A 1,743-nucleotide genomic window follows, 5' to 3' on the forward strand; every position below is an offset into this window, starting at 1 on the left:
CTGTTAACGGTGCTTTTCCTGATGTAGGAGATGCAGAGAATGCAGCAACAGGTTTGTTACTTGAGGTCTTATATTCTGCTGTTATTATGGCAAGTGCGTTTTTATAGAAGGCTTCAGTCCTGTCATATTTCAGGGTGTTTGTGCCGGTAGACTTAAAATTGTTTTTAATATCCCATGAATCCAGTCCACAATATGTGCCCTGAGGTTTGCCTGAGGTGAGTGTTTTTCCGTTAAAAGTATATTTCCCGTCTGTACTTGCCATGTGTATATCTGTAAGCTTTGCAGATGTTAATGTAGAACCTGCTGGTAAAGCTGCTTTAAAAGCTGTGCTCCCAACGTAAGTTTTACCATTGTCATCAACATAATAAGTATCCGCATCATGGCCGCGGTTTACCTGATACCAGATCTTTTTTCCGCTGCCATCATTGTAAGCTACAACAAGGGTTATCAGTTTTATTCTGCCATCAAATTTATTGTCACTAGGTTCAGTATGTACGGTAGCTTTATTGTTCCCGGATTTTACAAGGCTTGTGACATCATAATACATCATGTAGTCGCTGGTTACCCTATTAACATGGTCGTTTACCTTGACATACCCTTTCCCATTGTTACCACCATTGACAAGGAATACAAAAGGAACATTAAGGGTTTCTGTTCCGAGGACTTTCCCGTTAAAGCTTACTTTTGCTTTTCCTTGGTAATTATTTTGCATATGTCCACAATATACGGTTGTGAGCAGCATTGCCCATTCAACTTTGGCGTTAGCCGGTAATGTAAAGGACTTGTCTATAGTTTTAGCGGTGTGTATTGGCTGAGTTCCTGTTCCGTAGTAGCTGTCACAATAGACACCCCCACTTACTGTTCCACTCTTGACAGAGGTCAGAGGGATTCCACCTACATAATTATCAGCCAGGCAGACTCCGCTACTCAGAATCAGAGTTAACAATATCAAAATCAGTTTTCTATTCATTAACCTTCCTCCTGTTATCAATTAGAGAAAGAATTCCAGAAATCTGTGCATAAGCAGTTTTATAAGACAATTACAGGAACCTGAATATTGCTAGTAAAAGCAAAAGTCAAATAACTATTATTCTGTTCTAGAAGTGTGATCAGATGTTTTCCAGAATAAATATATCAAATTAATTCCCGTTTCGAAGATCTTTTCTTTGACAGTTATTTTTGGACTCTTTCTCATTAATTTTTCTCAAATTATAACTATTTTTAATACATATAATTATTTTATTAACAATTTTTCAGATATATTAATCTTTTCAAATGTTTATATATGTAAAATTTATAATTTTTCTCTGCATATTTATTATTTAATAACCATATTTATCTTAAGTAATGGATGTAAATTCTTGAAACCGCAACTGTTAACAATTCTTTTTTAAAATTAGGATTGAAGCTCTTTTTTCAAAGCTGGGTACTCATTTTGTACAAAACTCAAAAAGTGAGTTTATTATCCGTTAAATCCAAAAATTCCTATTGATCGATTTTTTTACTTATTTTTGCGATCAAAACAATACCATTAGCTCTAATGGTCATGAAATTTCAGGAGGCTTCTATTCAAACTATTTTCACAATTGGCTAACAGCAAAGTTATCTTTAAAGCCATATTATTTCTTTTTTTCAAAAATTATCTATTCATTGACCTTAAATATGGCAATTTACCCACTTAAGTTATGTAGGAGTTACGCAGTTGGCTTTTACCACATTGTTTTTAGCAACTCCACAAATATA

General features: G+C 34.4%; 1 protein-coding gene. It reads right to left on the reverse strand.

The window, feature by feature from the left end:
• Positions 1-970: DUF3344 domain-containing protein (locus ASJ81_RS12275; RefSeq protein ID WP_245860115.1), on the reverse strand; the 970-nt coding region annotated here is incomplete at its 3' end.
• Positions 971-1,743: the final 773 nt, after the last annotated feature.

The organism is Methanosarcina spelaei, from assembly GCF_002287235.1.
Classification (GTDB): Archaea; Halobacteriota; Methanosarcinia; order Methanosarcinales; family Methanosarcinaceae; genus Methanosarcina; species Methanosarcina spelaei.